The 25,963-nt window shown below is 66.0% G+C and carries 15 protein-coding genes and 1 pseudogene; all 16 read left to right on the forward strand.

The annotated features are described in order from the left end of the window. Nucleotides 1–203 (forward strand): annotated as a pseudogene (locus A1351_RS25525) (sensor histidine kinase); the annotation flags it as partial. A 15-nt stretch (nucleotides 204–218) separates the two neighbouring features. Next, on the forward strand, nucleotides 219–971 hold the full coding sequence (locus A1351_RS21010) for a cell wall metabolism sensor histidine kinase WalK (protein ID WP_198022897.1): 753 nt from the start codon (nucleotides 219–221) through the stop codon (nucleotides 969–971). 525 nt (nucleotides 972–1,496) lie between these two features. Then, nucleotides 1,497–3,770: a TonB-dependent siderophore receptor gene (locus A1351_RS21015; RefSeq protein ID WP_024882224.1), complete on the forward strand. Its 2,274-nt coding sequence runs from the start codon at nucleotides 1,497–1,499 to the stop codon at nucleotides 3,768–3,770. 10 nt (nucleotides 3,771–3,780) lie between these two features. Beyond that, on the forward strand, nucleotides 3,781–4,044 hold the full coding sequence (locus tag A1351_RS21020; protein ID WP_024882223.1) for a hypothetical protein: 264 nt from the start codon (nucleotides 3,781–3,783) through the stop codon (nucleotides 4,042–4,044). 2 nt (nucleotides 4,045–4,046) lie between these two features. Then, nucleotides 4,047–4,331 (forward strand): hypothetical protein, encoded by a 285-nt coding sequence (locus A1351_RS21025; protein ID WP_024882222.1) that lies wholly within the window; start codon nucleotides 4,047–4,049, stop codon nucleotides 4,329–4,331. Between the two features lie 9 nt (nucleotides 4,332–4,340). Continuing rightward, nucleotides 4,341–6,002, forward strand: coding sequence for a PepSY domain-containing protein (locus A1351_RS21030; RefSeq protein WP_024882221.1), 1,662 nt, complete (start codon nucleotides 4,341–4,343; stop codon nucleotides 6,000–6,002). Continuing rightward, the gene (locus A1351_RS21035) at nucleotides 5,995–6,204 is read left to right on the forward strand and encodes an MbtH family protein (protein WP_024882220.1); all 210 of its coding nucleotides are present in this window, start codon (nucleotides 5,995–5,997) and stop codon (nucleotides 6,202–6,204) included. The genes A1351_RS21030 and A1351_RS21035 overlap by 8 nt, the downstream gene beginning before the upstream one ends. 56 nt (nucleotides 6,205–6,260) lie before the next feature. Beyond that, a complete protein-coding gene (locus A1351_RS21040) occupies nucleotides 6,261–13,442 on the forward strand; it encodes a non-ribosomal peptide synthetase (RefSeq protein WP_245291698.1) in 7,182 nt (2,393 codons plus the stop codon). Nucleotides 13,443–13,489: 47 nt separating this feature from the next. Continuing rightward, a complete protein-coding gene (entS, locus tag A1351_RS21045) occupies nucleotides 13,490–14,785 on the forward strand; it encodes an enterobactin transporter EntS (protein WP_064033835.1) in 1,296 nt (431 codons plus the stop codon). 122 nt (nucleotides 14,786–14,907) lie between these two features. Further along, nucleotides 14,908–16,095 carry an isochorismate synthase MenF gene (locus tag A1351_RS21050; protein WP_024882217.1) on the forward strand — a complete coding sequence of 396 codons (1,188 nt, stop codon included), beginning with the start codon at nucleotides 14,908–14,910 and terminating at the stop codon, nucleotides 16,093–16,095. After that, a complete protein-coding gene (locus tag A1351_RS21055; protein WP_024882216.1) occupies nucleotides 16,092–17,708 on the forward strand; it encodes a (2,3-dihydroxybenzoyl)adenylate synthase in 1,617 nt (538 codons plus the stop codon). Before A1351_RS21050 ends, A1351_RS21055 begins: the two co-directional genes overlap by 4 nt. A gap of 20 nt (nucleotides 17,709–17,728) precedes the next feature. Continuing rightward, nucleotides 17,729–18,598, forward strand: coding sequence for an isochorismatase family protein (locus A1351_RS21060; protein WP_064033836.1), 870 nt, complete (start codon nucleotides 17,729–17,731; stop codon nucleotides 18,596–18,598). Between the two features lie 28 nt (nucleotides 18,599–18,626). Beyond that, nucleotides 18,627–19,397, forward strand: coding sequence for a 2,3-dihydro-2,3-dihydroxybenzoate dehydrogenase (gene dhbA, locus A1351_RS21065; protein ID WP_024882214.1), 771 nt, complete (start codon nucleotides 18,627–18,629; stop codon nucleotides 19,395–19,397). A gap of 765 nt (nucleotides 19,398–20,162) precedes the next feature. Beyond that, complete coding sequence (locus A1351_RS21075; RefSeq protein ID WP_083967441.1) at nucleotides 20,163–21,764, forward strand: efflux transporter outer membrane subunit; 1,602 nt, start codon at nucleotides 20,163–20,165, stop codon at nucleotides 21,762–21,764. 2 nt (nucleotides 21,765–21,766) lie between these two features. Then, nucleotides 21,767–23,101: an efflux RND transporter periplasmic adaptor subunit gene (locus tag A1351_RS21080; protein ID WP_245291699.1), complete on the forward strand. Its 1,335-nt coding sequence runs from the start codon at nucleotides 21,767–21,769 to the stop codon at nucleotides 23,099–23,101. Between the two features lie 44 nt (nucleotides 23,102–23,145). After that, nucleotides 23,146–25,963 (forward strand): efflux RND transporter permease subunit (locus A1351_RS21085; protein WP_064033833.1); only part of this gene is annotated, 2,818 nt, incomplete at its 3' end.

The following is a 25,963-nucleotide window of genomic DNA, read 5'->3' on the forward strand; positions in this document are numbered from 1 at the left end:
CTGCCTGGGTCAGCTCTCAATGGAAATCAACAGATATTTATGATTACGCGCTCGAGGACCTCAGTTGGACGCCTCCTTATCTCGTGATGGCGGTATTGATGAGCGCCGCAGCGGCATGGATCGCGGTCCGCTGGAGTCTGCATCTATTGCGCGTCATCGCCGCCCAGGCGGCTCGCATCGACATGGACTCTTTGCATCGGTGATTGTCGCTCGCTGGCGTGTCCACGGAGATTGGGCCGCTGGTCGAGGCCGTGAATGGCGCGCTTTCGCGTCTCGACGCCGGTGTCGAGCGGCATCGCCGATTCACCGCCAATGCGGCGCATGAACTTCGCACGCCGGTGACCATCCTCGGCGCGCGTCTCGATGCGCCCGAGGAGCCGAGCTTCAAGACCGATCTGAGGCGCGATCATCGTCGCATTCGTAATATCGTCGAGCAGTTGCTCGTGACTGCGCGGCTCGGCGGGCGAAGGGCGCGCCTCGATGAGACGGTCGATCTCGCCGCTCTGGCGCGTGCGACAATCGCCGACTCGGCCTTGCTCGCGGTGCGATCGAAGCGCCAGACCGTGCTGGAGGCGCCGGATGCGCTCGTTGTCGTGCGGGGCAGTCGCACCGCGCTCGAATCCGTGATCGTCAATCTCACCGATAATGCGCTGCGGGCCGAGCCCGAAGGAGGAACGGTGATATTCCGAATTTTTGACGATGCGTCGATCTGGATTGTGGACCACGGCGATGGCGTGGAAGAGGAGGATCGACGCGCGATTTTCGAGCCATTCTGGAGTAAATCCGACTCCACGCCGGGGGCAGGCCTCGGCTTCGCGATCGCTGAAGAGCTGATTCAGGCGCATTGCTGCCGCATTTGGATGGAGCCCACGGAGGGGGGCGGAGCGACCTTCAAAATATCGTTCGATTCATGCGGCGCTCAGGATGACGAGGCCCGGAACAAAGACGGCGCTCTGAAGATCGTTGGATAGATCAACTACCGGTTTCGACGTTCGGTCGCTCGACGCCGAGAGGATGTCGTGCGTCGTCGTGATCGCCTCTGCCGCTTCCGGCTTTGTGGGCTATCAGGAGGCGCGATGAGCGCCTCGAGGATCGATGCAGCCGGTGGGGCTTGCTCGATCGGGATCTCGCCGACCTCCTGACTGCTAAGTCGGTCGCGGCGGGGATTTTCCGGGCCGCCACGAGAGACGCTGGCGAGTCGCGTCGCAGACGCCTGCCGAGCTCGAGGATTGCGATTGTTTGGAAGCATAACAATTCCACTTTTAGCTACCGATACAGCATACGGTGTTGTTTTATATATATAAATCGCTATTTGCAAATGTTTCAATATAGGCGTCGCCGCGATTGACCTTCTATGCCGCAGTTAATACTATAAATATAGTAGCAATATATGAGCAAAAAAGGTATATATCGAAATGCGCAGCCCTCGCTTGCCCCGGACATCAAGTCGGTCTCAAGTAAAAACGTGGCCTGATAGCCGTATAGATGGGGGCAGATTGCTGGGCGCCGCCGCGCTTCTGCTTCTCGGCGCCGATGGCTCCGCACATGCGGAGCCGGGCGTCACGTCTTTGCCTGCTGTTGCAGTCGATGCGCCCAAAGAGAAGCCGCGGCCGGTCGTTCGCCAGAGCGCGGCCGCCGCGCATGTCGGGCGAGCGCGAGCACGTGCTGCGACAACGCCCGCGCAGAGGCGCGCGCCTTCGCCTTCCGTCGGCGCGACGCTATCTGCGGCGCCAGTGCTGGTTCCGGCTCCATCGCAAGCCGAGCTCGGCAATCTGCCGAAGGAATTTGCCGGCGGTCAGGCGGCGCGCGGCGCGCGTCTCGGCATGCTCGGCAATCGCGATTTTCTCGACACGCCCTTCAATGTGACGAGCTACACGTCGAAGCTCATCGAGAACCAGCAGGCGCGCACGCTCTCCGACGTGCTCGAGAATGATCCTTCCGTGCGCTTCACCGTCTCCTCCGGTCAGGTCCGCGAGAATTTCCGTATCCGCGGCTTTTCCGTTCTCGTCAGCGAGACGGCGCTCAACGGACTCTATGGCGTCGCGCCGGACGGCCGCGTGCCGACAGAGTTTCTCGAGCGCGTCGAAGTGCTGAAGGGGCCGGCTGCGCTGTTGAGCGGCATGGCTCCTTATGGCGCCGTCGGCGGATCGATCAATCTCGTCACCAAGCAGGCCGGCGACACGCCTGTGACGAGCGTCACCGCCGATTATACGTCGAACTCGCAATTCGGAACGCATATCGATGTCGGCAGGCGCTTCGGCCAGGACAACGCCTTCGGCGTTCGCTTCAATGGCGCCTATCGCGGCGGCGACACGACGCTCGATTATCAATCGCGCGAACGTGGGCTCGAGGCGCTCGCGCTGGACTATCGCGGCGAGAAGCTGCGCATCGCGCTCGACGCCTATTTCAACCAGGAGATCGCGCGCGGCGGCGTGCCGATGATGGCGAGCTTCACCGGAACCGGCGTCGCCGCCGCGCCGGATTCCAGCAACAATATTTTCCGCGGTCTCTCTGGTCGAATGAACAATTCCGGCGCCATGGGGCGCGTGGAATATGATCTCGCCGACAATGTCACTCTGTTCGCGAGCGCCGGCGCGATCGACGCGCGCTTCAACGGGCTGACGAACTCGACCGTCGCGACCAATGTCAATGTCCTCGGCCGCTACAGCGGAACCTCGATCGATCTGCGCGGCTATACCGACACGATTTCGTTTCAAGGCGGCCTGCGCGCCGACTTCCGCACTTTCGAAATCGGCCATCGATTGTCCTTGAGCGCGGCCAATCTCGAATCGAAGATCGGCTCGGCCTTTCAGCGCAGCTCGGCCTATGTGTCGAGCATCTACTTCCCCGTCACGCCGCTCATCGCGCGCGATCCGGGAGAAGCGCCGAAGTCGACCGATACGACGCTCTCGAGCATCGCCCTCGCCGATACGCTCTCCGCCTTCGACGATCGGGCGCAACTCATTCTCGGCCTCCGCGCGCAGCGTGTTCAGACGAAGAGCTACAATACGACGACGGGCGCCGAGACGACCTACTACGACGAGAGCGCGGTGACGCCCGCTTTCGGCCTCATCGTCAAGCCTTTGCCGATATCCATGTCGCTCTACGCCAATTATATCGAGGGCCTGACCCAGGGCGAGCGCGTCACCGATACGGCGGCGGCGAATTATAATCAGATGTTTCCGCCCTATAAGTCGCGACAGATCGAGACGGGCGTCAAATGGGACGCCGGATCGATCGCCAACACGCTGAGCTTCTACGAGATCGAGAAGCCGAGCCTCATCAAGAGCGGCAATGTCTACAATTCCGACGGACGCCAGAAAAACCAAGGCATAGAGTGGAACGTGTTCGGCGAGATCGTCGAGGGCGTGCGCATTCTCGGCGGCGCGGCCTATACGATCGGCGTGCTCACCAAGACGGCGAATGGCCAGCTCGACGGAAAGACTGCCTATGGCACGCCGAAATGGCAGGTCAATCTCGGCGGCGAATGGGATACGCCCTTTGTTCCCGGGCTCACGCTCGAAGGACGCGTCGTCTATACGAGCGCGCAATTCGTCAACTCCGCCAACACGCAGAAAATTCCCGAATGGGCGCGCCTCGACGCGGGCCTGCGCTATTCGACGCAGCTCTTCGACAAGAAGGTCACCTTCCGCGCCAATGCGAATAATCTGCTCGATCACAATTATTGGGCGGGATCCTATTTCGCGGACGGCATCGTCATTTTGAGCTCGCCGCGAACGGTTCTCCTATCCGCGACCGTCGATTTTTGAGGAGAGAGAAATGCCGGCGGCGCTCCTCCATTCATCGGCTTTCGCCCTCGTCGTCGCCGGCGCAGCTTGTCTCTATCTCGCCTCGCCGCGCCAATCGCTTTTGCGCCTTCGGTGGCGGAAGGCAGGCCTCTTTGCCGCGGCCTTTCTTCTCGCTGCTTGGATGGTCTGGCGGATTCGTCTCGAATCCTCGACCGCCTTCTTCGCGACGCTCGCCGCGCTGATGCCGCTGCTGATCGCACTGCCGAGCCTCGTCGCGCTGAGAGGGAGGAAATAGGCATGGCCGAGTTTCGCTCCGATTGGCTGAGCAAAAGCATCGCCGGCTCTTTGCTCGGCTTCACATTGGCGGTCGCTCTCGCCGGCCTCTTCGCCGTCGCCGGCCCCGGAGGCCTCGAGGCGCGCAACAAATATCAATTCGTCATGTGGCTCGTCGCGCCGATCTGGCTCGGCGTCGCGAGTTTCGTCTTTCTGTTTCGCAGCGGACGCGCAGCGTTTCTGTGGCTCGGCGGCGCCAATCTTCTCGCCTTCGGCGGACTCTATCTCTGTCGGCGACTTTTGTACTGAGGACGAGACATGCGCGGCGAGATCTTGCGGCTCTACAAGAGCGTTCACACATGGACCGGCATCGTGACCGGCATGCTGCTCTTCGTCTGCTTCTACGCCGGCGCGCTCACCATCTTCGCGGAGCCGCTCGCTCATTGGGCTTCGCCGCCGACCCGCGGCACCATTTCGACCGAGGACGCCGATCGCCTCATCGAGAAGACATTGGCGGCGCGGCCCGAGGCGGCCAAAGACTTCACGCTTCGTCTGGCGACGGCCAACGAGCCGGCCCGTCTGACTTGGCGCAAGAGCCGCAGCGACGATGTCGTCTGGTCGGCGACGCTCGGCGCGGATGGCGAATTGCGCATCGAGCGCTCGAACGCTTTTGGCGTCGGCGCCTTTGTGGACATGATCCATCGGACCGCCGGCCTTCCTCTCGATCGCGAAACGGGAACGACAGTGATGGGCGTCGTGAGCGCCGTCTACGCCGTCGCGCTCGTCTCGGGTCTCATCCTGGTTCTCCCCTCGCTAGCCAAGGATTTTCTGGCGCTACGACTCACCGCGAATTTGAAGCGAATGTGGCTCGATGCGCATAATCTCGTCGGCGTCGCGAGCTTCCCCTTCCATCTCGTCATCGCGTTGACGGCGGTCGTGTTCGGTCTGCACGAGCCGATCTATGACGCTTTGGATCATGTCGTCTATGACGGCAGGCTGCCGACGATCATGCGCGCGACCGGCCCTTTCGGAGGCGCAAAGCGCGACGAGCAGAAGGCGCCGATGAAGAAGGTCGTGGAATTGGCCGCGGCCGTCGAAGCCGTCTCGCCGCAGTTCTCGCCGATCAGCCTGCATTATCGCGATGCGGATACGCGTGGCGCGTTCGTGCGCGTCGTCGGAGAGGATCAGCGCTTTCTGTCGCGCGGCGGCGGCTTCGCCGTCGTGCGTGGCGCGACTGGGGAACTCGTCAATGTCGACTATCTTCCCGAGAAGCAGAGCGGCTGGACGGCCGCCGTGTCGCCATTCTTCGCGCTGCATTTCGGCAGCTATGGCGGCGAGCCCGTGCGCTGGGCCTATTTCTTTCTCGGTCTCGCCGGCGCCTTCCTGTTCTATTCCGGCAATCTCTTGTGGATCGAATCGCGTCGGCGGACCGCGCGCCGCCATGGGGAGCAGGTCGTGCAGACGACGGCCTCGCGCCTCATGGCGGCGGCGTCGATCGGCGTGTGTTTGGGATGCGTCTGCGCGCTCTCTTTCGCCATCGTCGCCACCAAATGGCTCTATGGCCATGTCGAGGACGTCGAGGCGTGGCGTCATGGGATTTATCACGCCGTCTTCTTCGGCGCTCTCGCCTTCGCGTTTCTGCGCGGCGCGGCGCGCGCTGGAATCGAGCTGGCCTATGTCGCGGCGGTCGGCGCTCTCTCGCTTCCCATCACCAGCGCGGTCGCTCTGGCGGCGCCCGGCCTCGGGCCTTGGGCGGCGGCCGATCCGATCAGCGTCGGCGTCGATATCGTCGCTTTGGGCGCAGCGCTCTGCTTTGCGGCTCTGGCGCGCGTGACGGCGCGCCGCGCCGAGCTGGGGCCGACAGACAGCGTCTGGTCGACGCGTCGGCAGGAGCTGGCCCCAGGCGCCCGGATTCCAGTTTCTTCGAGCAGATGCGCCGCTGCGGTCGGCGCCGGTGAAGGAGACGACATCCATGGATGACGCGCAGATCAATCCATTCGACGACGAGCGGCTGAGCTTCGTCGTTCTCGTCAACGCACGCGCGCAATACAGCCTGTGGCCGGATTTTTCCGCCGATCCGAAAGGATGGCGCCGTGTCTTCGGTCCGGGAACGCGCCTGCAATGCATGCAATATGTCGACGATCATTGGATCGACATGCGTCCGCGCGCAGAGGCCGGCTGACGCGCCTTTTCGCGCCTGTTTTGCTTCGTGACGTTTCGATTTTCAAAGGACAGATCGTGCTCGCAGACATCGCTCCAGAGCGGCCGCTCGCGGCTGCGCAGACGCTTCCGCTCGTCGCGGCGCAGCCCGGCATATGGATGGCGGAGCAGCTCGCCGCCGCCTCCAACGTTTATGTCGTCGCGCAATATGTCGAGCTGAAGGGCAGGCTGGACGTCGCCTGCTTCAGCGCCGCGGTCCGTCTCGGGCTCGCGGAGGCCGATCTCGTCCATGCGCGCTTCGTCGAGACGGAGGAGGGGCCTGCGCAGCTCGTGCCGAACAATGTGCAGCCGGCCGATCTGCCGGAGCCGGAGCTCGTCGATCTGACAGGCGAAGCCGATCCGGTCGGCGCCGCGCGGCGCCTGATGCGCGACGATCTGGAGACGCCTCGGACGCTCGCGGGCGAAGCGCCGCTCTACCGGCACATGTTGTTTCGTCTCGGCGCGGAGGGGTCGGCGGCCGGCGGCGGCGAACGCTGGTTCTGGTTTCAGCGCTATCACCATCTTTCGGTCGATGGATATGGCTTCACGGCGATAGCGCGACGCGTGAGCGAAATCTACACCGCGCTGCGCCGCGGGCTGGCGCCGTCTCCTTCGCCTTTCGTTTCCTTCGCCGAGGTGGTGAAGGAATATGCGGCCTATGACGGCTCGCCGGCGCAAACCGCCGATCGGCGATTTTGGGCAGAGCATGCGCGCGATCTGCCGCAGGCTGTCACTCTGTCGTCGCGGCGCGCGCCGGCGGACGGAAAATTCACGCTCCCCTTGCGCGAGCGGATCGTGCTCGATGCGCAAACGACCGCACTTCTGTCCGCACATGCGACGGCCGGGCGCGTTTCTGTCGGCGTGATGGCGATGGCTGCGGTCGCCCTCTATCTGCGCCGCATGACCGGCGCGGCGCGTCTCTCGGTGGGGGCGCATTTCATGCGGCGCATGGGCTCGGTCGCATTGCATGCGATCGGGCCGGTGGTGAATGTCCTGCCGCTGCAGATCGCGATAGACGCGGAAATGTGCTTCTTCGATGTCGCGGGCGCGCTGGGGCGCGAATTGGACATGGTGCGTCGCCGTCAGCGATATGAGGCCGAGCTGCTGCGGCGCGATCTCGGCTTCCTCGCCTCTGGACGCGCGCTCCATGGGCCGCTGCTGAATTTCAAAATGTTCGACTATCGCCTCGACTTCGCGGGTGTCGAAGGGATCACGCATCAGCTCGCTTCCGGCCCGGTCGAGGATATCGAATTCGACGTCTATCTCGCCGAGCGCGAGCTCATCGTCGATCTCGTCGCCAATGGCGCGCGTTACGGGGAGCGCGAGCTCGAGCTGCATGCACGGCGACTCGCGCGCTTCGCACGTCGGCTCGCCGAAAGCCCGCAGACTCCGATCGGCGAAATCGCGCTCATGACGGAGAGCGAAACGGCGCTGATCGCAGCGGCCAATGACACGCGGCGCGTCATTCCGCCGCTTTCTGTGTGCGACCTCTTGCACGCGCAGGCCGAGCGCACGCCGGACGCGCCTGCATTGATCGATCGCCGATATAGGCTGGCCTATCGCGAGATGCGCGGCCAGGTCGCGCGGCTGGCGCGGGAGCTGGCCGCGGCGGGAGTGGTTCGCGGTGATGGCGTCGCGGTGGCGCTTCCGCGCTCGGTCCATCTGAGCCTGGCGCTGATGGCGGCGCTCGAGGCCGGCGCCGCCTATCTGCCGCTCGACACGAGCTATCCAGACGAGCGGCTCGCTTACATGGTCGAGGATGCGGCGCCGCGGCTCATCGTCACCAATAGCGCGCTGCGCGGGCGCTTCGACACGATGGCTCCCGTGCTGATCTTCGACGCGCTGGCCGTCATCGAAGCGGATGCGCCGCCTGCGCGCGTCGCGTCGCCGTCGCCAGAAGATGCAGCCTATGTCATCTATACGTCGGGCTCGACGGGGAGGCCGAAGGGCGTCGTCGTGCCGCATGGGGCGGTGGTCAATCTCCTGCTCTGGCTGCAGCACGAATATCGCCTCGCCAGCGATGACGTCGTGCTGCAGAAGACGCCTTGCAGCTTCGATGTCTCGGTCGGCGAATTCTTCTGGCCGCTGACGTCCGGCGCGCGCCTCGTGATGGCGCCGCCGGACGTCGATCGCGATCCGGCGGAACTGCTGCGCGTCATTCGCGAGCATGGCGTCACCACGCTGAATTTCGTGCCCTCGCTGCTCTCGGCTTTCCTATCTGCCGTGCGGATGACGCCGCACGCCGAGCCGGAAAAGACCGCGCTGCGGCGCGTCTTCTGCATCGGCGAGCCGCTGTCGCGCGAGCTCGCCGAAGCTTTCGAGCGGACCTACGGCGCGCCGCTGCACAATGTCTACGGCCCGACCGAGGCGACGGTGGAGGTCACTTATCAGCCGGCTTTCGGCGCGGCGCTGGCGACGGCGGAAGGCGTTGGCGTGCCGGTCGGACGCCCGCTCTGGAATTGCGGCTTGCGCGTGCTGGACGCGCGGCTGCGTCCCGTCCCGATCGGCGTCGCCGGCGATCTCTATCTGACCGGCGCGCAGCTCGCCCAATATTATTGGCGGCGGCCGGCGCTCACGGCGAGCCGTTTCGTCGCCGATCCAGAGGGCGACGGCGAACGAATGTATCGCACCGGCGACATCGCTCGTTGGCTGCCGAGCGGCGTTCTCGATTTTCTCGGCCGCAATGACGATCAGCTCAAAATCCGCGGCCAGCGCATCGAATTGGGCGAAATCGAGAGCGCGCTCCTCGAGCAGCCCGGCGTCGGCGGGGCGGCGGCGGTCGCGCGGCTCTTCGGCGCGGGCGCGGCGGAGGGCGACGCGCGCCAGATCGTCGCCTATGTGACGCCGGATGCGCCGGAAGGCGCGCTCGATCCGGAGGCGCTGCGCGCCGCTCTGGCGCGTCGCCTGCCGGCTTATATGACGCCGGTCGCCATCATCGTGCTCGAGGCCTTCCCGCTCGGCGCGAGCGGCAAGCTCGATCGGAAGGCGCTGCCCGATCCGTCCGTGGACGCGTCGCCCGCGCGCCCGCCCGCGCCCGGACTGGAGACGCTGCTCGCGGAAATACTCGTCGAGGTCCTGCGCCTCGAGACGGTCGGCGCGCAGGATGATTTCTTCTTTCTCGGCGGCGACAGCATTTCCGCCATCGGCCTCTGCGCTGCGCTGCGCAAGCGCGGATATAGGCTGCGGCCGCGCGATGTTTTCGAGCTGCGTAGCGTCGCCGGAATGGCGGCCGTGCTGCGCCGAGCCGAGGAAGGCGCATCGATGCGCCTCGACGACGGCGTCGACGCCGCGACGGTCGAGGCGCTGCGGGCGCGCCATGGGGCAATAGCGGCCGTTCTGCCGGCGCTGCCGCTGCAAGAGGGGTTGCTGTTCCATGCCGGGCTCGGGGAGAGCGCGAGCCGCTACAACGCCGTCTCGCGGTTCACTCTCGACGGGCCGCTCGACATGGGTCGGCTGCGCGACGCGCTCGAGGCGCTGTTGCGCCGCCATCCGCAGCTCGCGGCGATTTTCGACGTCGAGCAGGGCAAAGCGTTCCAAATTCTGCCGCTCGTCGAGGGGCCGCAGGCGCCGCGCCGCTGGCCTTGGAGCGAGCGGCGGCTGGCGGACGTCGGTCCGCAGGAGCAGGCCGCCGCGCTCGAGAAAATCGAGCGCGAGGAACTGGCCCGCGACCTTCTGGCCGAGAGCGGCGGCCGCCGCATGCTGGCGCGCGCCGTGCTGGTTCGGCTGGCGGAAGAGCGCCATGCGCTTCTCCTCGTCTGCCATCATCTCATCGGCGACGGCTGGTCCTCCGGCGTGATGCTGCGCGATCTTCTCGACGCCTACGCCGGCGCCGCGCTCGCGCCGATCCTTCCCGACTATTCGAGCGTCGTCCGCCGCCTCGCCGCGCGCGATCCGGAGCCCGCCCGCGCCGCATGGCGGGAGGCGCTCGCCGGCGCCGCGCCGACCTTGCTGTTCGATCCCGCCGCCGCATTCGGCGAGACACGCGAATTGCCGCTCGCTCTGCGGCCTGGTCTGGCGAAGGAGCTGGAGGCGTTCGGACGCCGGCGCGGATCGACCCTCGCCACTCTCCTGCAGGGCGTTTTTGCAGCCTTTCTCGGCGCGATGACGGGTCGCAGCGACGTCGTTTTCGGCGCGCCGGTTTCCGGCCGCTCGGAGGCGGAGGCCGGGCTCGACGCGCATATCGGGCTCTTCACCAACACGCTGCCCGTGCGCGTGCGCCTGCGGCCCGATCAGCCGCTCGCCGTGCAGCTCGCCGAGCTTCAGAGCCGGCAGATCGCCCTCATGGAGCATGACGGGCTCGGCCTCGGCGAGATCCAGCGCCTCGCCGGCGCCTCGACGCTGTTCGACACTCTGCTCGTCGTCGAGAATTATCCGGATGACGCGCGGCTCTACGCCGAGGAATTCGCGGGCCTGCGCCTCGTCGGCGCGCGCAATCGCAGCTACGCGCATTATCCGCTGACGCTGATGGCGCTGCCCGGCCGCGAATTGGAGCTGCGGCTCGAATATCGCGAGGGAGTCGCCGAGCCGGAGCGTCTCGGCCGCCGCATCGTCCAGCTGCTCGAGCAGCTCGTCGATGCGCTGGAAACGCCTCTCGCGTCGCTCAGCCCGCTCACGCTGGACGAGCGCGAGACGATCGCGGCCGTCAATGACACCCGCGTCGAGACGCCGACGGCGACGCTCTGCAGCTTGCTCGAGGAGCAGGCGCTGCGTACGCCCGACGCGCTTGCGCTGATCGACGCCGATCATGAGCTGAGCTATGCACAGCTCCGTCGGCAGGTCGCGCGATTGGCGCGCGCGCTCGCCGAGGCCGGGGTTGGCCGCGGCGATCTCGTCGCGGTGGCTTTGCCGCGCTCGGCGCGGCTCTCCATCGCGCTGATGGCGGCGCAGCAGGCCGGCGCGGCCTATCTGCCGCTCGACACGAGCTATCCCGACGAGCGTCTCCACTTCATGGTCGAGGATGGAGCGCCGCGCCTCATCATCACGGACGAGGCGTCGCGACGCCGGTTCGAGTGGCTCGCGCCGCTGCTCGCCTTCGACCGCTCGCCGCAGATCGGCGAAGCGGAGGAGGCGGGCTTCGCCTCTCCCGCCACGCCCGACGATCCGGCCTATGTGATCTACACTTCCGGCTCGACGGGCCGGCCGAAGGGCGTCGTCGTCTCGCATCGCGCCATCGTCAACCGCCTGTTGTGGATGCAGCACGAATATGGCCTCGGCGCGGGCGACGTCGTGCTGCAGAAAACACCGTCGAGCTTCGACGTCTCGGTCTGGGAATTCTTCTGGCCGCTGATGGCCGGGGTCGCTCTGGTCATGGCGCCGCCGGAGGCGCATCGTGATCCGGCGGAGATTTTGCGGCTCATCCGCGCGCATCGGGTCACCACGCTGCATTTCGTCCCCTCCATGCTCGCCGCCTTCGTGGCGGCGACCGACGCCGCGCGCGCCGCCGAGGCCGAGAGTCTGCGCCGCGTGTTCTGCAGCGGCGAGGCGCTGTCGCGCGAGCTGGCGGAGGACTTCGAGGCGCTGTTCGGCGCGCCGCTGCACAATCTCTACGGGCCGACCGAGGCCGCCGTGGATGTGACCTATCAGCCGGCCTTCGGCGCGGCCCTCGCGGGCCTCGAGACGACGGGCGTTCCGATCGGCCGACCCGTTTGGAACACGGGCGTGCGCGTGCTCGACTCCTGGCTGCGGGAGACGCCGATCGGCGTCGCCGGCGATCTCTATCTGACCGGCGTCCAGCTCGCCGATGGCTATCTGCGACGGCCGTCGCTGACGGCGAGCCGCTTCGTCGCCGATCCGCAGGCCGTGGGCGAGCGAATGTATCGCACCGGGGATATCGTCCGCCGGCGGCCGGACGGCGCGCTCGATTATCTCGGTCGCGGCGACGATCAGATCAAGATTCGCGGTCAGCGCATCGAGCTCGGCGAGATCGAGAGCGTCCTCGCCGAGCGGCCCGGCGTGGAACAGGCGGCGGTCGTCGCGCGAGCCTCCGCGGCGGGCGGCCTCGCCGGCGCCGATGAGCGGCGGCTCGTCGGCTATGTGGTCGCGGGCGTCGAGATCGACGTCGAGGCGCTGCGCCGCGCTGTGGCGCAGAGGCTTCCGGCGCATATGACGCCGACGGCTATTGTGCGCTTGCCGGAATTTCCGCTCTCCGCCAGCGGCAAGCTCGATCGCAAGGCGCTGCCGGAGCCGGAGGCCGCGCCGCGCCGCGACGGCCGCAAGCCGACGCCCGGCGTCGAGATCGCGCTCGCCGATCTCTTCGCCCGCGCGCTCGGCGTCGACCAGCTCGACGCGGACGATGATTTCTTCGCGCTCGGCGGCCATTCGCTGCTGGCCATGCGCCTCGCCGCGGATATTCAGCGCGAGATGAAGGTCTCTGTCTCCGTCGGCCAGCTGATGGCCGCGCCGAGCGTCGAGAGCCTGGCGCGCGAATTATTCGCGGAGCGGCGCGAGGAGGATCGCCGCGCCGGCTTCGCCGAGACGCTGCGTCTGCGCGCGGGCGAGGGGCCGCCGCTCGTCTGTATCCATCCGGCCTCGGGCTTCTCCTGGCAGTTCGGCGTGCTGACGCGCTATCTGCGCAGCGATTGGCCGGTGATCGCGCTGCAATCGCCGCGGCCTTCGGGACCGATCGCCTCCTGCCGCAATATGGAGGAGGTCTGCGACCGGCATCTCGCGACGCTGCGCGAGATTCAGCCGCACGGTCCCTATCGGCTGCTCGGCTATTCGCTCGGCGGCGTCGTTGCGCAGGCCATTGCGGCGCGTCTTTCGGCCGAAGGGGAGGAGATCGCCTTTCTCGGCCTGCTCGACACCTATCCTTCGGAAATCCAGGATTGGAGCAAGCCGCTCGACGCGGCTGGCGAAGAGGAGATCGAGCGCGAGAAGGCGCTGTTCATGGACGCTTCGCAAGAGGCGCTCGATTCGACGCTCGCGCGTGAGAAGGCCGAGATGTTCGGCGATATCATGGCCAATTACGAGGACTCGGTCCGGCTGCTCGCCTCCGCGAGGACCCCTCGCTACGAGGGCGAAGCGACGCTCTTCGTCGCGCTGCGCACTCTGCCGGAGGGCATGGACGTCGAGGAGACCTGGCGGCCCTATGTCGGCGCGCTGAAATTCGTCGCCTTCGATTGTCCGCATACCGAAATCATCTCGCCGCGCATGCTGCGGGAGCTCGGCCCGGCGCTGAACGAGATTCTCGTCGCGAACGACGCGAAGCGAGGTCCCAAATGAGCGCTCTCGCGCGCTTCTTCTGCAGATTCTCCAGTGATCGGACCAACATGACCCAACCTCGCATTTTGACCGATTTCAGCCTGTTGCGGGACAATCGCGATTTCCGCGCGGTGTTCGTGGCGCGGACGCTGTCGCTGTTCGCGCTCGGCCTGCTCACCGTCGCGGTTCCCGTGCAGGCGCTGCAGCTGACCGGCTCACCCGCCGCCGCCGGATTCGTCGTCGCTTTCGGCGGCGGTGCGGCCTTCGTCGGCCTCCTCACCGGCGGGGTGCTGGCGGATCGCCACGACCGCCGCAAGCTCATCCTCTTCGCGCGCGGAACCTGCGGCATCGGCTTTGTCGCGCTCGCCCTCAACGGGCTTGCGGCCGCGCCCTCGCTCGCCGTCGTCTATGCGCTCGCGGCCTGGGACGGCTTCTTCAGCGCATTGGGGGTGACGGCGCTGCTCGCCGCGACGCCGGCCATCGTCGGGCGCGAAAATCTCGCGGCCGCCGGCGCGCTCAACATGATCGCCATGCGGCTCGGCGGCGTCGCCTCGCCGGCGCTCGGCGGGCTGCTCATCATATCGGCGGGTGTCGGCTGGACCTACGCCTGCGCCGCGGCCGGCGTGCTGGCGACGCTGGCGCCGCTGCTGCGCCTGCCGCCGCTGCCGCCCAAGTCGCTGCCGTTGATGGGCGCGAGCCCGGAGACGCCGGCGCGCGCGCTGCTGTCGGGCGTGCGCTATCTTTTCGAAAATCGCATCGTCGGCGCCGTGGTCGCGGTGGGAACGCTGGCGAGCCTCGCCGGCGGCGTGCGCGTGCTGTTTCCGGCGCTCGCGAGCGCCTATGGGAACGGCCCGGCCGATGCGGGGCTCATGTATTCCGCCGTTCCGCTCGGCGCGATGCTCGGCGCGACGACGAGCGGCTTCGTCGCGCGCCTCGCGCGTCCAGGCCTCGCTCTGCTCGCCTGCGCCGCGGCCGCATTCGCGGCGCTGGCCGCGCTCGGCGCCGCCGGCGGACTGGTCCCGGCGCTGCTCGTCCTCGTCGTCTACGGCTATCTCGGCTCCATCGTCTCGCTGCTGCAATTCACGCTGGTGCAGAAGAACACGCCGGACCAGCTGCGTGGGCGCGTCAATGGACTCTGGACCGCGCAATTCATCGTCGGCGACGCGCTCGGCGCCCTCCTTCTCGGCCTGCTCGGGGGAATTCTTCCGCCCGCGCCGGCGGTGGGCGCCTTTGGCCTCGCCGCTCTTTTCTCCTTCTTGCCGATGGCGGCGGCCTTTGGCGCGTTGCGCCGATCGCCGGCCGAACCCGCCGCCGAAGGCGTGGCGATCGAAAAGGAAAAGCAGAGCCTCGCGCCCTCCGGCTGAGGCGCGACGCCCAGAACAAAAGAGGGACCGCTTTCTTCCCAAACGCGACGGCGTGCGCCGCCGCGGCCGGGACCGCGCGTCCCGCTCGACCGATTTTCATTCGTCCACAAAGGAGCGTTCCGATGGACGCGATTGTCGCAGAAAGGCCTTCCAGAGAGATTTCGGCGCAGGCTGAAAAGCCGTCGTTTCTGTTCAGCTCGCCCCATTTCGCCATAGAGGCCTATGGCGTTTTCGAGCGAATACGCACGCCCGCGGTCGGCGGCGGGGGCGCAGACAGCGTTCTGCAGGCGGCGGTCGACGCTGCGCTGGCGAGAGCGCGTCGCGCGGGACAGGATCATCCGATCGTCGTCGGCGCGATCCCCTTCGACTCGCGTCAGCCCTCCTTCCTCTTCGCGCCGAAGACGCATCGCATCAGCGCGCCGCGCATGGCGACGAGCGCGCCAGAGGCGAAGGCCAGTGTTCCCGCGCTCTGGTATCGCAGCGTGCCGGGCCAGAGCGGATTCGAGGAGGCCGTCGCCCAGGCCGTCGCCAATTTTCGCGACGGCCATGCGCGCAAGGCGGTGCTGTCGCGCATTCTCGAGATCGAATTCGCCGAGCGCGTCGACGCCGTCGCGATTCTCGAAATTCTGCGGCGCCAGAATCCCGCCGGCTATCATTTCCACGCGCCGCTGCCCGATGGCGGCGTTCTGCTCGGCGCGAGCCCCGAGCTGCTCATCCGCAAGATCGGCGGCTCCATCCGCTCCAATCCATTGGCGGGCTCGGCGAAGCGCGTCGCAGAGCCGGACGAGGACGCGCGCATCGGGCGCCGTCTCCTGCAATCGAGCAAGGACAATTTCGAGCACAGGCTCGTGATCGACGAAATCCGCCGTCTGCTCGAGCCCTTATGCGCCGAGCTGCGCATCCCGGACGAGCCGGCGCTGATGAACACGCCGACCATGTGGCACCTCTCGACCTCCATCTCCGGCGAGCTCGCCGACGGACGTCTCTCCGCGCTGCAGCTCGCGAGCCTGCTGCATCCGACGCCGGCCATATGTGGGTCGCCGACCGCGCAGGCGCGCATGCTGATCGAGCGGCTGGAGCCTTTCGATCGCGGATTCTTCGCCGGAATCGTCGGCTGGTGCGATGAGAGCGGCGACGGCGAATGGGCGATCGCCATTCGTTGCGGCACGGTGAACGAGATGGTCGTGCGCCTGTTCGCCGGAGCGGGGATCGTCGAGGCCTCCGACCCGCGCGCCGAATGGGCGGAGACCGAAGCCAAGCTCACCACCATGCTGCGCGCTTTCGGCGTCGAGCGGGGGATCGCGCAATGAGCGTCGACTTCACTCCCTGGCCCGAAGATCTCGCGCGCCGCTATCGCGAGAAGGGCTATTGGCGCGGCGAGCCTCTGACCGCTCTCCTCGCGAAGCGGCTGGAGATCGCCCCCGACGCCACGGCGATCATCTGCGGCGAGCGCCGCTTCAGCTATGCCGAGCTCGACGCCTGGTCGACGAGCCTCGCCATAGGTTTCTCGCGCCAGGGCCTGCGCGCGGGGGATACGGCGCTCGTTCAGCTCCCGAATGTCGCGGAATTCTATGCGGTGCTCTTCGCTCTGCTGAAAATCGGCGTTGCGCCGGTCAATGCGCTGTTCAGCCATAATCGCCTCGAGCTGTCGGCCTATGCGGATCAGATACGCCCCGCGCTGCTCATCGCCTGCGCGCGGCATCCGCTATTCGCCAATGGCGCTTATGTCGAAGCCTTGCAGATCGCTATTCCGGCGCTGCGCGTCGTGCAGATTCTCGGCGAGACGTCTTATGCAGAAAGCCTCGCGCCTTTCGCTGAGCGTCGCTACGACGTCTCGGCGCGAGAGCTGCGCGGCTCCACGCCGCAAGAGGTCGCCCTTCTGCAATTGTCGGGCGGCAGCACGGGAACGCCAAAGCTCATTCCGCGCACGCATGACGATTATTATTACAGCCTGCGCCGCAGCGCGGAGATCTGCGGCTTGACCGAGAACAGCCGCTATCTCTGCGCGCTGCCGGCGCCGCATAATTTTCCGCTCAGCTCGCCGGGCGCGCTCGGCGTGTTTCACATGGGCGGAACGGTCGTGCTGGCGCCGGACCCGAGCCCGTCCGTCTGCTTCGATCTCATCCGCCGCCATGGCGTCGACATCGCCGCCGTGGCGCCGCCGATCGCCATGCTCTGGCTGGAGGCCGCGGCCGACGAGGCGCCGCTTTCGAGCCTGCGCCTATTGCAGGTCGGCGGCGCGCGGCTCGGCGAAACGGTCGCACGGCGCATTCCCGCGACGCTCGGCTGCCGCTTGCAGCAAGTGTTCGGCATGGCCGAAGGGCTGGTGAACTATACGCGCCTCGATGATGACGAGGAGACGATCTTCACGACGCAGGGACGGCCTATGTGCGAGGACGATGAGGTGAAGATCGTCGATGCGCAGGGGGCGCCGGTCGGCGTCGGCGAGATCGGCGAATTGCTCACGCGCGGACCCTATACATTCCGCGGCTATCATCGCGCCGCCGAGGAGAACGCGCGCGCCTTCGACGCCGAGGGCTTCTATCGCTCCGGCGATCTCGTGCGCCTGACGGAGACGGGACATATTCAAGTCGTCGGGCGCAAGAAGGATCAGATCAACCGCGGCGGCGAGAAATTCGCGGCGGAGGAGCTCGAGAATCTGCTGCTGACGCACGCCCAAGTCGCCGACGCCGCGCTGGTCGCGACGCCCGACGCGCTGATGGGCGAGAAGAGCTGCGCCTGCGTCGTGGCGCGCGGCGACGTGCGGCCGCTCGCATTGCGCAAGCATTTGCGCGCGCTCGGCGTTGCGGAATTCAAGCTGCCGGACCGATTCGAATTTCTCGAGCGGCTGCCGGTCACGGCCGCCGGCAAGATCGACAAGCGCGCCTTGCGCGATCTCGTCTCGAGCAGACCCGCTTCCTGATGCGTGGAGAGGAAACGACAATGGCCATTCCCCGGCTTCCGACCTATTCGCTGCCGCGGCCCGAGGATTTTCCGAAGAACAAGGTCGGCTGGACTTTCGCGCCCGAGTGCGCCGTGCTGCTCATTCACGACATGCAGGATTATTTCCTGCATTTCTTCGGCGAGGAGAGCCCGCTTGTCACGCAGCTCGTCGCCAATGTCGCGGCGCTGCGCGCCTTCTGCAAGTCGCGCAGCGTTCCAATCGTCTACACGGCCCAGCCGATCGATCAGAGCCCGAAGGATCGCGGCCTGCTGAACGATATGTGGGGGCCGGGGCTGAACGCGCATCCGCAGCTGAAGGACATAGCCGCCGCGCTGGCGCCTGAAAGCGACGACACTGTGCTCGTCAAATGGCGTTACAGCGCGTTTCAGCGTTCGCCGCTCGAAGCGATGATGAGAGAGTGGGGGCGCGATCAGCTCGTGATCTGCGGCGTCTATGGGCATATCGGATGCCTGACGACGGCGCTCGATTCCTTCATGCGCGATTTCGAGACCTTCGTCGTCGGCGACGCCATCGCCGATTTCTCGCCCGAAGACCACGACATGACCTTGCGTTATGTCGCCGGCCGCTGCGGCGTCGTCGTCGCCGCGGATGCGCTGATCGGCGCACCGGCGCCGCGCCTCACGCGCGCGCAAGTCGAGGCGCGCGTGCGAACGCTCATCTCGCTCGACGGAGAGATTTTCGATCCCGACGAGAATCTCATGAATTACGGGCTCGATTCCATTCGCGTCATGACGCTGGTGACAGAGTGGCGCAAGCTCGGCGTCGAGATCGGCTTCGTCGATCTCGCCGACAATCCGACGCTCGACGGCTGGTGGGCGCTGATCGAGCGCAAGCTCACGGCGGCGTGATCATTCTCGTCACGAAAGGAGGGACGAGATGAATTCTGCGCAGAGCTTGCAGATGGGTTTCGACGGCAAGAGCGTCTGGGTGACGGGCGCGGGGCAGGGGATCGGCCTTTGCGCCGCGACGACATTCGTCGCGCTCGGCGCGAATGTCGTCGGGCTGGACAAAGCGTTCGCCGACGCGCGCTATCCCTTTCGCACGCTCGTCGTCGATATCGCCGATCACGCGCAGGCGGAGCGCGCCTGCGCGCATCTGCTGGACGAATCGGGACGGCTGGATGTGCTCGTCAACGCGGCGGGAATTCTGCGTCTCGGCGCCACGGAGGAGGTGAGCCTCGAGGATTGGCGCGCCTCTTTCGACGTCAATGTCTCGGGCGCTTTTCATCTGCTCCGCAACACGATCGCTCAGTTCAAGCGCCAGCGCTCCGGCGCCGTGGTGACGGTCGGCTCCAATGCGGCGCATGTTCCGCGCCTGTCGATGGCGGCCTATTGCGCCTCCAAGGCTGCGCTCGCCAGCCTGACGCATTGCGTCGCGCTGGAGCTGGCGCCCTATGGGGTGCGATGCAATCTCGTCTCTCCCGGCTCGACCGACACGCCCATGCAGCGCGCCATGTGGCGCGCGCCGGACGCCGAGCAGCGCGTCATCGCCGGCTCTCCGGAGGCGTTCAAGCTCGGCGTTCCGCTCGGCAAGATCGCGACGCCGCAGGAGATCGCCAATGTCATCGCCTTTCTGGCGTCGGATCTCGCGAGCCATATCGTCATGCAGGACATTGTCGTCGACGGCGGCGCCATACTGACGGCCTAGAGTGTTTTCGAACGAAGTGGGGCGGTTCGCGTGAAGAAAACACGACCGAACAAGGAGATATAGAGTCGCTTCCTCTATCGAGGCGGCCTCGATTCCGCGAAGGCAATTTATGTCTATCGCGTGTCTCGCATGGCCCGACGCTCGCGTCTGTGCGGCCGTCTACTGGTCTGCGCGACGAAATTGCAGGCGACGCCCGCGCCAAAAAGCTCGCGAAACATTTGCGGTCCCTTCTTCCGCGCCGCGCGCCGAATTGGCGTCGAGCGCGGCTGGCGTCAGAAAGCTCGGCGCCTTGCCCTGCTGCAGCCAGCGCCCAGGCTCTTCGCCACCGAAAAGGCCCCTTCGCCTCCCGAACCAGCCGAACAGCCTCTTGCTCGACCCCGAGCGCGCATCGGCGTCTGTCATGCCGAGCGGCCGCGTCCGGGCGCAGCTGAATGGACGCGGCGCTGGCCCAGCGGCTGTTCGCGGAACCCGGCGCCGAGCCTGGGAGCGGGGCGGTCTATCGAACCGGCGCGAAGCCAGTCCAATCGACAAGCGCAAATTCCGACGCCCGAACTCGATTTTTGCGGGCTGTCCAGCCATGAGACGGGATCGAAACGCCTGGAATCCCGGGGCGCTCGAATCATGTCCGCGCAAGACGGAGGGAAAGCGCGAAACCGGTCTGTGGATAAATTAAGTAATTTTAACTCGACCGTCCCTGTGGTCCTGTCTAGCTTCTGGCGGCGTGTTCAGGGGACGAAGGGCGGGTCGTCGGTGATCGAGTCGAGGATGAATTGGCGATCGACGCGATCGGTCGAGAGCGGCGTCAATGCGCTCTCCCCTCCGAAATGTCGAACGGCGCAGCGCCTGCGACGTCTCGCGGGCGCGGGCGCCGCCGGAGCGTTGATCGCCTCGCTCGCGGGATGCATGGCGGGGCCGGATTATGCGCCGCCGACGGACGTCGCTCCCGTCAAATTCAAAGAGAACGATCGAAAGAGCACGGCCGCCGGCGCGCGTGAGCGCTGGAAGCCGATCTCGCCGCTCGACATCGCCGATCGCGGCGACTGGTGGCTCGTCTTCCAGGACGAGGATCTCACCAAGCTCGTCGCGCAGGTCGAAATCTCCAATCAGACGGTGGCGGCCGCCGCCGCGGCTTACGATCAGTCACGTCAGCTCGTGCGGGAAGGCCAGGCCGGCCTCTTTCCGACGGTGACGACCGGCTACACGCCATCGAGAAGCCGCTCCGTCTCGAGCGGCTCGGCCGTCTATTCGAGCAATGTGTCGGTCGCGACCAATCTCGATTGGGAGATCGACGTCTGGGGCCGCATTCGCCGCACTGTGGAGGCCGACGCCGCCGCGGCGCAGGTCAGCGCCGCCGATCTCGCCAATGCGAAGCTTTCTGCGCAAATCCAGCTCGCCGTCGCCTATTTCAGCCTTCGCACTTCCGACGAGCTGCTGGCCTCGATCGAGAGCACGCTCGTGCTGTTTCGGCGCACACGCGACATTCTGAAGAACCAATATACGATCGGCACCACCTCGCGCGCGGATTTCGTCACCGCCGACAATCAGGTGCTGTCGACCGAGGCGACCGCGATCAATGTCGGATTGCAGCGCGCGCAATATGAGCATGCGATCGCGGTTCTGATCGGGCGTAGCCCGTCGGAACTTTCGATTCGCAAGCGCCGTTGGTCGGGCAAGACGCCGCCCGCCGCGCCCGCGGGCCTGCCCTCGGAGCTGCTGGAGCGCCGACCCGACATCGCCGCGGCGGAGCGGCGGCTGCAGCAGCAAAATGCGCTGATCGGCGTCGCGATCGCCAATTTCTATCCGCGCGTGAGCCTGTCTCCGGCGCTCGATTTCGCGGCCGCCAAGCCCTGGCCGGTGACGGCCGCGCATGAGGCCTGGTCGCTGGCCGGAAGCGCCACGCAGACTTTGTTCGACGGCGGCCTGCTCGACGCGCAGCGCAAGGCGGCCGAAGCGTCCTATCGTCAGGCGGTCGCGACCTATCGTCAGACCGTGCTCACCGCCTTTCAGCAGGTCGAGGACGATCTCGCGTCGATCCGCGCGCTCTCCGCGCAAGTCAAGCGACTGGATAAGGCGGTCGCCGAGGCGCGCGAGGCGGTCGACGTCTATTTCAACCAATATCGGGTCGGCACGGTCGCCTTCACATCGGTCGTCACCGCGCAGGCGACGCTGCTCTCCGGCATCGAATCGGCGTTGACGGCGCGGCAGAATCTGTTCGTCGCGACCGTCAATCTGATCGGGGCGCTCGGCGGCGGATGGGACGCCTCGCGTCTGCCCGCCATCGACGCGCTCTCCGCGATCGAGCCGCCGCTCCCGGTTCCCGCGAGCGCGCTTCCGGCCGCATTCGAGACCGCGCAGTCAGCGAGATGAAAATGGACGAGAAAGCTCTTCCCCTCGAGTCCGACGCGGCGCCGTCCGACAGACGCAAGACCGCGATTCTCGCCGGGTTCGCCGCCTTGCGTCGTTCGCGGATTTTTTATGGCGTAGCGGCACTGCTCGTCGTCGCGGCGTGCTACGCCGCCTATCGTGTAATCGGGACGAAGGAGTCGCCGCCGCCGCGGGCCGCGCGGCGCGCCCTCGGCGGACCGCAGCCGGTCGCCGTGGCCGATGCGGCGCGTCTCGATGTGAAGATCGTTCGCCATGGCCTCCTCGGAACTGTGACGCCGATCGCCAATGTCTCCGTCAAGACGCAGCTCAGCGGCTATCTGACCGACATAGGCTTCAAGGAAGGCCAGCTCGTTCAAAAAGGCGATTTTCTCGCGCAGATCGATCCGCGGCCCTATGAGGCGTCGAAGGCGCAATATGAGGGGCAGCTGCTCCGCGATCAGGGCCTCCTCGATCAGGCGCGCGACGATCTGCGCCGCTATCAATCGCTGAAGAAGCTCGATTCGATCGCACGTCAGCAGGCCGACAATCAGAACTGGGTCGTCAAGCAATATGAAGGCAGCGTCAAGGCAGATCAGGCTCTGGTCGATAATCAGAGCTTGAATTTGACCTATGCGCGCATCGTCTCGCCGATCCGCGGCCGCGTCGGCTTGAGGAAGATCGACGCGGGCAGCTATGTGTCGACGGGCGACGCCATCGCCCTCGTCGCGCAGATCGATCCGATCTCGGTGATCTTCGGCGTTCCCGAAGATTATATTCCGGAGATCGCGAGCGCGCAGAAGAAGCGCGGCGCGCTCGAGGTGACAGTCTTCGACCGCTCCGACACCAAGCAGATCGCGGTGGGGCGGCTGCAAACGCTCGACAATTCGATCGATACGACGACCGGAATGGTCAGCGGCCGCGCCGAGCTCGAGAACGCCGATGAAAAGCTCTATCCCAATCAATTCGTCAATGTTCACTTGCTGGTCGATATTCACGAGAAGGCGCTGGTCGTTCCGAAGACGGCGATCCGATCGGGCGCCTCCGGCCTCTTCGTCTATAAGGTGACGGATCAAAATCGCGTCGTGATGCAGCAGATCACGCCGTCCGCCGGCGAGCATTACGACGATTTCGCCGGATACAACAACGGCATGGTCGAGATCGCGCAAGGGCTGACCGAGGGCGAGCGCGTCGTTACCGACGGAGCCGATCGTCTGCGTGACGGCGCGGAGGTCAGGATCGGCGGCGACGGCGGAGCCGCGCCACCGCCAGAGAAGCGCCGTTCCGACCCAGAACGCGCGCGCGAGCGCCGCCCGCCGCGGCCGCCGTCGGAGACGCAGTGAGCGCGCTTCGACGCGCATCCTTTCGGCGAAGCCGGGGCTGAGACATGAATCCCTCGAAGATTTTCATCCTGCGTCCGGTCGCCACGACCCTGCTGATGGCGGCCATCCTGCTCGCGGGATTGTTCGCCTATCGGCAATTGCCGCTTTCCGCTCTGCCGGCCGTCGATTATCCGACGATCCAGGTGCAGACCTTCTATCCGGGCGCGAGTCCGGAGGTGATGACGTCCGCCGTGACCGCGCCGCTCGAGCGGCAGTTCGGCCAGATGCCCGGGCTGAAGCAGATGACCTCGGCGAGCTCCGCCGGCGCCTCGATGATCACATTGCAATTCGATCTCGCCTTGAGCCTCGACGTGGCCGAGCAGCAGGTGCAGGCGGCGATCAACGCCGGCGGCAATCTTCTGCCGCAAGATCTGCCGACGCCGCCGGTCTACGCCAAGATCAATCCGGCCGACGCGCCGATCATGACGCTCGCCGTCACATCGAAGTCGCTGCCGCTGATCGAGGTGGAGGACCTCATCGAGACGAGGCTCGCGCAAAAGCTCTCGCAGCTGCCGGGCGTGGGGCTCGTGGCGATGGGTCATGGCCAGCGTCGCGCGATCCGCGTCAGCTTCAATCCGACTGCGCTCGCCAAATATGGGCTGAACATCGACGATCTGCGCACCGTCATCGCCAACACCAACACCAATGCGCCAAAGGGCGGCTTCGACGGGCCGAAGCAATCCTCGACGATCAACGCCAATGATCAGATCGACGATCCGAAGCAATTCGGCAAGACCGTCATCGCCTTTCGCAACGGCAATCCGGTTCGCCTCTCCGATGTGGCGGAGGTGCGCAATGGTCCAGAGAATGACCGCATCGCGTCCTGGGCCAATTCCACTCCGGCGATCATCCTGGACATCCGCCGCCAGCCGGGCGCCAATGTCATCGAGGTCGTCGAGAACGTCAAAGCCATGCTGCCGCAGCTGCGGGCCTCGCTTCCCGCGGCGATCGACATATCGGTGCTGAGCGACCGCACGACCACGATCCGCGCTTCTGTCGAGGATGTCGAGTTCGAGCTCGTTCTCGCCGTTGCGCTCGTCGTCCTGGTGATCTTCGCCTTTCTGCGCAATCTGCCGGCGACGCTCATTCCGAGCCTGTCGGTCCCCTTGTCGCTCGTCGGCGCCTTCGTCGCCATGTATTTCTTCGGCTTCAGCCTCGACAATCTTTCGCTCATGGCGCTCACCATCTCGACCGGCTTCGTCGTGGACGACGCGATCGTCGTGATCGAGAACATTGCGCGGCACATGGAGGCGGGCGCCACGCCGCTGCAGGCGGCGCTGCGCGGCTCGGCGCAGATCGCCTTCACCATCGTCTCGCTCACTGTCTCGCTCGTCGCTGTGCTGGTCCCTCTGCTGTTCATGGGCGATATCGTCGGGCGGCTCTTTCACGAATTCGCCGTCACGCTGGCCGTGACCATCGTCATCTCCGCCTTCGTCGCTCTCTCGCTCGCGCCGATGCTCTGCGCCAAGCTGCTGCGTCACCGGCCCGACGCGCAACGCAGCCGCTTCGATCGCGCGGCGGAGCGCGCGATCGACGCAATGATCCGCGTCTATGGACGGGGGCTCGACATCGTGCTCGAGCATCAGCCGACGATGCTCGCCGTGACGGTGGGGACGCTGGCGCTCACCTGCCTGCTCTATGTCGTCATACCGAAGGGATTTTTTCCGCCGCAGGACACTGGCGCGATCCAGGCGATTTCCGAAGCCGCGCAGGACATTTCCTTCGCCGGCATGGTCGAGAAGCAACGGGCGCTCGGCGACGTGATCCTCCGCGATCCGGATGTGGAGACCGTCAGCTCCTCGGTCGGCGTCGATGGCGCGAACACGACGCTGAACGCCGGACGCTTCTCTATCTCGCTGAAGCCCCAGCCGCAGCGCAGGGCGAGCGTGACCGAGGTGATCGCGCGGCTCCAGGATGCGGCGTCCCAAATTCCCGGCGTGCAGCTCTATATGCAGCCGGTGCAGGATTTGACGATCGATTCGACGGCCAGCAAGGCCGCCTATCATTTCGTGCTCGAGAACGTCGATCTCGCTTCGTTGCGCGAGTGGACGCCCAAGCTCGTCGAGCGGCTGCGCGAGGCGCCCGAGCTCGCCAATGTCGCGAGCGATCTTCAAAGCCGCGGCAAGGCGCTCGACATTCTGATCGACCGCGCCACCGCGGCGCGATTCGGCGTCACCATGGCGGCGGTCGACAATATGCTCTACGACGCCTTCGGCCAGCGCATCGTCTCGACGATCTACATGCAATCGAACCAATATCGCGTCATTCTCGAGCTCGACCCGAAGTTTCATGCGTCGGACGCCGCGCTCGCCGGCCTCTATCTGCCGTCTTCCTCCTCCTCATCGAGCGGTCAGGTGCCACTCACCGCGATCATGCGCCTGCAAGAGCGCGACGGACCGCTCCAGATCACTCATCTCGGGCAATTTCCGGCGACGACGATTTCTTTCGATCTCGCGCCGGGCGTCTCGCTCGGCGCCGCGGTGCGGGCGATCGAGGCGGCGCAGGCGGAGATCGAGCTGCCGGAGAGCTTCACGCTCGCGATGCAGGGCGCCGCAGCGGCTTTCACGGCCTCGTCCACCAATGAGCTGCTGCTGATCCTGGCCGCGATCGTGACCATGTATATCGTTCTCGGCGTTCTCTACGAGAGCTTCGTACATCCGATCACCATTTTGTCGACGCTTCCGTCCGCCAGCGTCGGGGCGCTGCTCGCCTTGATGATCGCTGGCTATGATCTCGACGTCATGGGCGTCATCGGCATTATTCTGCTCATCGGCATCGTGAAGAAGAACGCCATCATGATGATCGACTTCGCGCTCGACGCGC

Source organism: Methylosinus sp. R-45379, assembly GCF_001644125.1.
Taxonomy (GTDB): Bacteria; Pseudomonadota; Alphaproteobacteria; order Rhizobiales; family Beijerinckiaceae; genus Methylosinus.

Excerpts from the sequence above, each read along its gene's own strand:
- A1351_RS21060 (WP_064033836.1), top strand. The coding sequence starts at position 17,729 with ATGGCCATTCCCCGGCTTCCGACCTATTCGCTGCCGCGGCCCGAGGAT.
- A1351_RS21025 (WP_024882222.1), top strand. The coding sequence starts at position 4,047 with ATGGCCGAGTTTCGCTCCGATTGGCTGAGCAAAAGCATCGCCGGCTCT.
- A1351_RS21080 (WP_245291699.1), top strand. The coding sequence starts at position 21,767 with ATGGACGAGAAAGCTCTTCCCCTCGAGTCCGACGCGGCGCCGTCCGAC.
- A1351_RS21055 (WP_024882216.1), top strand. The coding sequence starts at position 16,092 with ATGAGCGTCGACTTCACTCCCTGGCCCGAAGATCTCGCGCGCCGCTAT.
- A1351_RS21050 (WP_024882217.1), top strand. The coding sequence starts at position 14,908 with ATGGACGCGATTGTCGCAGAAAGGCCTTCCAGAGAGATTTCGGCGCAG.
- entS (WP_064033835.1), top strand. The coding sequence starts at position 13,490 with ATGACCCAACCTCGCATTTTGACCGATTTCAGCCTGTTGCGGGACAAT.
- A1351_RS21075 (WP_083967441.1), top strand. The coding sequence starts at position 20,163 with ATGAATTGGCGATCGACGCGATCGGTCGAGAGCGGCGTCAATGCGCTC.
- A1351_RS21020 (WP_024882223.1), top strand. The coding sequence starts at position 3,781 with ATGCCGGCGGCGCTCCTCCATTCATCGGCTTTCGCCCTCGTCGTCGCC.
- A1351_RS21035 (WP_024882220.1), top strand. The coding sequence starts at position 5,995 with ATGGATGACGCGCAGATCAATCCATTCGACGACGAGCGGCTGAGCTTC.
- A1351_RS21030 (WP_024882221.1), top strand. The coding sequence starts at position 4,341 with ATGCGCGGCGAGATCTTGCGGCTCTACAAGAGCGTTCACACATGGACC.
- dhbA (WP_024882214.1), top strand. The coding sequence starts at position 18,627 with ATGAATTCTGCGCAGAGCTTGCAGATGGGTTTCGACGGCAAGAGCGTC.